The organism is Pseudoalteromonas sp. ABE4_541 (genome assembly GCF_056312285.1).
On sequence record NZ_JBSVEM010000013.1, the window covers coordinates 134676 to 141368 of the forward strand.

Here is a 6693-nt window from a genome sequence, read left to right on the forward strand (position 1 = left end):
GATACTACTCCATCATTTTTTCGATTGGCATGACGAGTATAGAGTTAGCACCGAGCGCTTTTAACTCTTCCATGGTTTCCCAAAATAGTGTTTCAGTACTTACCATGTGAAGTGCTACATATTCATCGCTACCGGCGAGTGCCAAAAGCGTTGGCTGTCCAGTACCAGGAAGAAGCGCACATACTTCGTCTAACCTATCTTTCGGCGCGTGTAGCATGATGTACTTGCTTTCTTTTGCTTGCTTCACGCCTTTTAAACGCGGCATGAGTTTGTTAATCAGAGCGAGCTTAGTTTCATCAGCTAACAATGGGTTTTGAATCAAGCACGCGTTAGATTCCAAAATGGTGTCACCTTGCATCAAACCATTCGCTTCTAGCGTTGCCCCCGTAGAAACTAGGTCGCAGATCGCATCAGCAAGGCCCGCGCGTGGAGCCACCTCTACAGAGCCTGTGAGCATCACAGTACTGGCATCGATACTTTCACGCTGTAGATATTGTTTTAAAATTTCAGGGTAAGTGGTTGCGATACGTTTTCCGTTAAACCAAGATTTATCTTGAGGCCCAAGTTCTTGTGGCCATGCGAGTGCTAATCGGCAGTAACCAAAATCAAGTTTTGATAACTTGATGACTTCAGCATTTTGCGTTGAACCGGCACGCTCAGCTTGTGCTTCAACCAACACGTTTTCGCCCACAATACCCAAGTCACATACGCCGTCCATAACTAGACCTGGAATATCGTCATCTCGTACACGCAATACATCGATGGGCATATTGGTTGAATGTGCGATTAAGCGCTGTTCACGAAGGTTTAATTTTACGCCGAGTTGCTTGAGTAAATCTTGGCAGTCCTTAGATAGACGACCTGATTTTTGAATTGCGATACGTAATCTATTGTTGTTCATAATTTATTTTCCTAAATGTTTAAAAACAAAAACCCCGAGTTGGAACCTCGGGGCGAAAATAAATTAGGTCTTTTTGCTGCTCGCCGGAGGTTCCTTAAGGGAATAACCCACCAGCGAAATACCTGACAGGTTATCCCGTTGAATGATGGTGATGATGTAAAGCTGTCAGTGTATTGAACATAGTTAACTCTTAATGTTTCAGTTATGCTGTATTTGTATATCTAGAAAAACATAAAAATGTAAACAGATGCAAGCATTTTATTGCTGTTTCTAAAGCATATCTTATAACTGCCGATAATATAGGTAGATTTTATATAACGAGGTGACTTGTTATGGATGCACTAAAGCCATTTTTAACAAACATTGTTCGGCTTGATGTTGAACATAAGCCAATGTTTTATATCGCGGGCGTAAAAGACGGCGCGATCGACAAAATTAAGCTTCGCAAAGCTGCTTTACAAGAGCAACGTAAAAAGCTTAAAGAACAAGAGCTTGCTGAGCAAAATAAAAATAGCAAAAAGCAGCAAAATGAAGAAGATGATGAAACGCACTTAGATACTTGGGCTTAGTGTCTTCTGCGTTAGTTCCTTGCTCTTGCTGAGTTTCCTCCGTACAATCGGGCAAATTTTCTTAATTTCACGATGACATTGTCCATTCAGCAGGTTTTTAGCGAGCAAGGTCCACTTGCTTTACAGTTTCCCGGTTATACGCCTCGTCAACCTCAAATTGAAATGGCGGTTGCAATAGAACAAACCATTGTCCAAAATGGCCAGTGCGTTGTTGAGGCAGGTACTGGTACCGGCAAAACATTTGCTTATCTCGCGCCTGTTCTAAAGGCAAAGCAAAAATCGATAATTTCTACCGGCTCTAAAGCGCTGCAAGAGCAGCTGTATCATCGTGATCTTCCTGCGTTACAAAAAGCCATGAAAGTGGGTAAAACCACCGCGCTTTTAAAAGGTCGCGCTAATTATTTGTGTACGTATCGGCTGTCTCAACACGTTGCTCATGTGCCCAGCGATGATCCAGACATTATGCACCAGTTGGCTATGGTAGCTAAGTTTGCAACAGAAACTGATACGGGTGATTTAGCTGATTGCGTAGGCATTGAAGAAGATGCCAAAGTTCTGCCATACGTTAATTCAACGGCCGACAACTGTTTAGGTAAAGACTGTCCAGACTTTCAGGCTTGTTACATACGAAAAGCGCGCCTAAAAGCGATGGAAGCCGATTTAGTGGTGATCAATCATCACTTGTTTTTTGCGGATATGGCAGTGAAAGATTCAGGTTTTGCAGAGTTAATGCCAACGGCCGATAACTACATTTTTGATGAAGCACATCAGCTCCCTCAAATCGCCAGTGATTACTTTGGAGAAACGGTAAATACAAAGCAACTTGTCGACCTAATTAACGATATTCGACTCATTTACCGTTCAGATATCCCCGATATGCTGCAACTAGGCAAAACGCTGAATAAGCTTGAAACGAGTGTTGCAGATTTGCGGATCTCCTTTAGTGTTGATGGTGGGCGAGGCGACTGGCGAGCCGCTTTGTCTAATAAGCTCGTGTGCGATGCTTTGCATCGGGTGATCAGCGATTTAGACTTTTTATACAAAGTACTGAAAACTTGCTTGGATAGAAGTGAAAAAATTGAGCATCCATTCGAGCGTGTGTTGAAGTTTAAAGGTCAGCTTGAGCGTGCGTTTGATGTATCACAAACTGGCTTCAGTTATTGGTTTGAAACTACTCGCCGGTTTGTATCTGTACATATTACGCCGCTAGATGTATCGCGTAAATTCAAAGAGATAATAGAAAAAACCAAGGCGAGCTTTGTGTTTACCTCGGCAACCTTATCGGTTGACAACTCGCTTTCACACTTCAACGCGAGTTTAGGCCTTACACCCGTCCATCAAAGCATCGTTGCCAGTCCATTTGATTACGAAAATCAGGCCTTATTGTGTTTGCCTCGTTATCTTCCTGCAACGGGCGATGACATGATGCCGCATACTTTGGTCAAAATTGCTAAGCAAGTTATTGAAGCGGCCAAAGGCCGAACCTTTTTATTGTTTACCAGCTATCGAGTGATGCACTTGGTTTATGAGGGGCTGAGTACCTCTTTAGAGTATCCGATTTTCATGCAAGGACAGTCGTCAAAGCGGATCATATTGGAACAATTCGTTCGTCATGGTAATGCGGTTCTGCTGGGAACTGCGTCATTTTGGGAAGGCGTTGATGTTCGTGGCGATGCCTTAAGTTGCGTACTTATTGATAAACTGCCTTTTACTTCTCCAGACGATCCGCTACTACAAGCGCGTATGACAGATGCTGAAATGCAAGGTAAGGAACCCTTCGAAGCGATTCAATTACCACAAGCGGTGATCAGCCTGAAACAGGGCGTAGGGCGATTAATACGTGATAGGGCAGATAAAGGTGTGCTTGTTATTTGCGATAATCGTTTAGTTACGCGAAAATACGGACAAACATTTTTAAAAAGCTTGCCAGCTATGAAGCGAACTCGTAGCTTGGAAACCGCAATAGAATTTCTAGAGAACATTAAATAATATGAAATACAACCTGTTAGCTATAGACGCCTCAACTGAAGCTTTAAGCATTGCGCTTCATTTTAATGGTCAAACATATCGCCATTTTGAGGTGTGTCCACAGCAACACAGTCAAAAAATACTGCCTGAAATTGAGAAAATGTTATCACAGGCCAATTGTCAGCTTAAGGATTTAGACGGTATCGTATATGGGCGTGGTCCAGGCAGTTTTACCGGCGTAAGAGTCAGCGTTGCAATCGCGCAAGGGTTGGCATTTTCCGCAAATTTAAAGCTAGCAGGTATTTCCACCTTAGAAGCCATGGCGTTACAAGCGCTACGTGAAAAGGGCGAAATGCATATTGTAAGTGGCATTGATGCGCGTATGGGCGAAATCTATTTTGCAGAATATATAAGCGCCACAGAAGGCGGCTTAAAGCTCGTTGATGATGAAATAGTTTGTGCGCCGGCTGATGTGAAACAATACGACACCCAAACTTGCGCGGTTGGCACCGCATGGTCAGCTTACCCTGAAATTGCAAAAGAAAAGTGTTCGCACGTACAAGAAGATATAACCCTACCAGATGCTTTTTACATGTTAGAACTTGGTGATGTAGCGTTTGCACAGGGTAAAACTGTAAGCGCAGCAGATGCTCAGCCACATTATGTACGTGATACAGTAACGTGGAAAAAGTTGCCAGGACGCGAATAATCTTATATTTTTAAAGTAGACGTTTAAGCGGTGCAGAGTATGAAAACCCAACTCATCGTACAAAATCAAAATACTTATCAGGTTAAGCCACAAGTTAAAAAAGTGGCGTCTGAAAGTAATACTGCACCCTCATCTCAACAATCTCCAAGTTTTGTTAAGAGTTCCTCCCAAGGTATTGAACTTGCCCAGAAGCTTCAAAGCGACATCAAATCGACGATTTACGATCAACCCGACTATAAAACCAGTAAAGCCATTGGCACTTATATGGCTATCAGTAATCAGCAGCGCCGTAATGAAGTAGAGAGCCTGATTGGCGTTAATGTTTACGCCTAAGTGATTGAGTAAAAATCACAAAAAATAGTTTATGGTGATTCTCTCACCTTTAATCAGGAGGCCAAATTTATTGTGCCACGACAGTTTGTAGTGTTTTTAAAGTGGAAGCCTATGAGTTCTCTTCTACTCAAGTTTAAGTTATTGTTTTAGTATAGGGATATAAATGAAAAAAAATGAATATACATTAACAAGTTATTTGATAAGTCTAGCGAGTACATGCAAAGACCATTGGCAGTTACTCTCATTTTTAATGATTGTTTTTACGGCTATTTTTTCTCATATAATTGTGTCCTACGTTTTTTCTGCATGGGGAATTAATGTATATGATTATATAGGCTTTTTTGATGTTTACTTAGCTTCCTACCAACTTATTAGTCCTGACACATCATTCTTGATTGCATTTATGGTGCTATTTTCAGTAGTTTTTTTCCTTTTTACATCTAACCTTCGCAGGTTAATCGATAACTTTTCAGGCGAATGGATGGCTGAATTATATGTGATAAAAAAAATCGCAGGAAAATTAGGGGTAGTCAAACGACTTATTGAGGACGATTTTAAAAAACAGATTCCACTAACATATGATCTTACAGTTGAGTTTAATGGCATCCTGCAAGAGAAAGACAAAATATCAAAGATTATCAATTTAGTAGAACCAGAAATAGAAAATATAACAGACGAAATTACTCAGCAGAAAAAGGACACTGTTAGAGCGTTTTATAGGTTAATTAAATTGGACAAACGATACAGGAATCTATTAGCGTACACCGAAAGCTGGAAAGGTAAAGTGATGCTCAGGTGGGCCCCTCGAGCTTCAATGATAATAACACTTTTGCTTATTGCGCAAACTATTTACAGTATGAAAACTCATGAGGCTACATATTCATTTGACCGATATAAATTTACTCTAGTTTATGGTTCAAATAATGAAAAAATAGGATGTGCTTATATGTTGCTAAATCTCTCAGAGCATATACTTATCAATAGATGTGAAAACAGTTTTGCTCCTAACCTAGAAATATATGTTATAGATAAGAAAAATATAATTATGTACGCAAAGGTGAACTAACATGGGCATATACGGACGCTCAAGTTTGTTTTTGAGCGCGGTTTTTTAAAGTGGATGTCCAAGGGTCCTCATTCAAAGTGAGCAGATACTAAGGACTATGATGATTAGAGCATTTATATTATTAATCCTATGTTTTGCGCCAACTCAGAATTGTTTTTCTGATGAAGTGAGTGAAAATTATATTTCATATTGTGATTTGGTGGATGTATGTGATGACCTGATTATAGTAAAGATCAAATTGTCATCAGATGACGTATTTCTAAAAGTCAGCATAAGGAATGAGTCTGATCTGACTTTGAATCTTGATAAACGAGCTATTGGATATGAATCTAAGCAGATCTCAAATGGGCTAATACTCCATTGTGAGGTAGGAGAAGTGAGGTATATAGGCCCAATTACTGATTATGGACTTGACAAAAATTCTGGCATTGAAGTTCGTCACGGTGAAAAGATTGAATTTAATTTAAAGTTAAAAGAAAATATTTTTATTGAAGAGGAGGCCGCTAATTGTTTTATCATCTACTCTTTTACGACAAAAGATTTAAAAAATGGCAAGAAATATTTTTTAAATTCAAATAAGTTAGAGTTTAAATAGGGAGCAGTAATTATTAACCGAGCCTAGGGGGTAGTGGTCAACACTTTTTGGCCACCTCGTTATAAGTTTCCGAGTATTGCCTTTGTTGTTTCCTACGAAAGTGTTTTGCATAGATGTGTGTACCTCCATTTGTGAGTGAATCTAGCCCTTACCACGACTTCGAGCAAGTAACTTATGACCTGCCAGATTGAAATGTATGCAAAGCCATTGGCACTTCCATAGTCATTGACAATTTCTAGCGCCGCAGTAAAGTTGAGCGTTTTATTGGCGTGCGTGTCTACGCGTAAGCGATTGAAAAATATTCACACAGAATAATCTTTCGACTACTCCTCTTTCCTCTAAACTGAACTTTATAAAGATACATTTGAGTACCGGGTGTTGAGTTCTATTCTTCACAAGTTCAACCATATCGCGATTAATATATCTTCTAATACGGCTGTAACGTCTCTGCGAGAAGGTTATGTCCACTTCCCTTAACATGAGACATGTTTAATTAGAGTTTTCTGTAATATCACAAACAGGAGACAACAATGAAAAAGTCACGTTTTACAG

The 6693-nt window shown here is 40.1% G+C and carries 7 protein-coding genes; 6 read left to right on the forward strand and 1 reads right to left on the reverse strand.

Going from position 1 to position 6693, the window contains the following annotated elements:
* Window positions 1-4: 4 nt before the first annotated feature.
* Complete coding sequence (gene hisG, locus ACW689_RS13845; protein WP_476292346.1) at window positions 5-904, reverse strand: ATP phosphoribosyltransferase; 900 nt, start codon at window positions 902-904, stop codon at window positions 5-7.
* A gap of 329 nt (window positions 905-1233) precedes the next feature.
* On the opposite strand from hisG, the gene ACW689_RS13850 reads away from it, so the two are divergent.
* The 6 genes from ACW689_RS13850 to ACW689_RS13875 all read left to right on the forward strand — a co-directional run bounded on the left by ACW689_RS13850 (window position 1234) and on the right by ACW689_RS13875 (window position 6141).
* Window positions 1234-1470, forward strand: a complete 237-nt coding sequence (locus ACW689_RS13850) for a hypothetical protein (RefSeq protein ID WP_476292330.1) — start codon at window positions 1234-1236, stop codon at window positions 1468-1470.
* A gap of 72 nt (window positions 1471-1542) precedes the next feature.
* Window positions 1543-3459 (forward strand): ATP-dependent DNA helicase, encoded by a 1917-nt coding sequence (locus ACW689_RS13855; RefSeq protein ID WP_476292332.1) that lies wholly within the window; start codon window positions 1543-1545, stop codon window positions 3457-3459.
* A gap of 1 nt (window position 3460) precedes the next feature.
* Window positions 3461-4147 (forward strand): tRNA (adenosine(37)-N6)-threonylcarbamoyltransferase complex dimerization subunit type 1 TsaB, encoded by a 687-nt coding sequence (gene tsaB / locus ACW689_RS13860; RefSeq protein ID WP_476292334.1) that lies wholly within the window; start codon window positions 3461-3463, stop codon window positions 4145-4147.
* Window positions 4148-4186: 39 nt separating this feature from the next.
* Entirely contained in the window at window positions 4187-4480 is a 294-nt protein-coding gene (locus ACW689_RS13865; protein WP_476292336.1) for a hypothetical protein, read from the forward strand.
* Between the two features lie 163 nt (window positions 4481-4643).
* Window positions 4644-5546: a hypothetical protein gene (locus ACW689_RS13870; RefSeq protein ID WP_476292338.1), complete on the forward strand. Its 903-nt coding sequence runs from the start codon at window positions 4644-4646 to the stop codon at window positions 5544-5546.
* A 97-nt stretch (window positions 5547-5643) separates the two neighbouring features.
* Entirely contained in the window at window positions 5644-6141 is a 498-nt protein-coding gene (locus ACW689_RS13875) for a hypothetical protein (protein ID WP_476292340.1), read from the forward strand.
* The last annotated feature ends 552 nt before the right edge of the window (window positions 6142-6693 follow it).

What these genes read in the sequence shown, in the direction of transcription:
- ACW689_RS13875 (WP_476292340.1), top strand. Translation starts at nt 5,644, where the DNA reads ATGATGATTAGAGCATTTATATTATTAATCCTATGTTTTGCGCCAACT.
- ACW689_RS13850 (WP_476292330.1), top strand. Translation starts at nt 1,234, where the DNA reads ATGGATGCACTAAAGCCATTTTTAACAAACATTGTTCGGCTTGATGTT.
- ACW689_RS13855 (WP_476292332.1), top strand. Translation starts at nt 1,543, where the DNA reads ATGACATTGTCCATTCAGCAGGTTTTTAGCGAGCAAGGTCCACTTGCT.
- tsaB (WP_476292334.1), top strand. Translation starts at nt 3,461, where the DNA reads ATGAAATACAACCTGTTAGCTATAGACGCCTCAACTGAAGCTTTAAGC.
- ACW689_RS13865 (WP_476292336.1), top strand. Translation starts at nt 4,187, where the DNA reads ATGAAAACCCAACTCATCGTACAAAATCAAAATACTTATCAGGTTAAG.
- ACW689_RS13870 (WP_476292338.1), top strand. Translation starts at nt 4,644, where the DNA reads ATGAAAAAAAATGAATATACATTAACAAGTTATTTGATAAGTCTAGCG.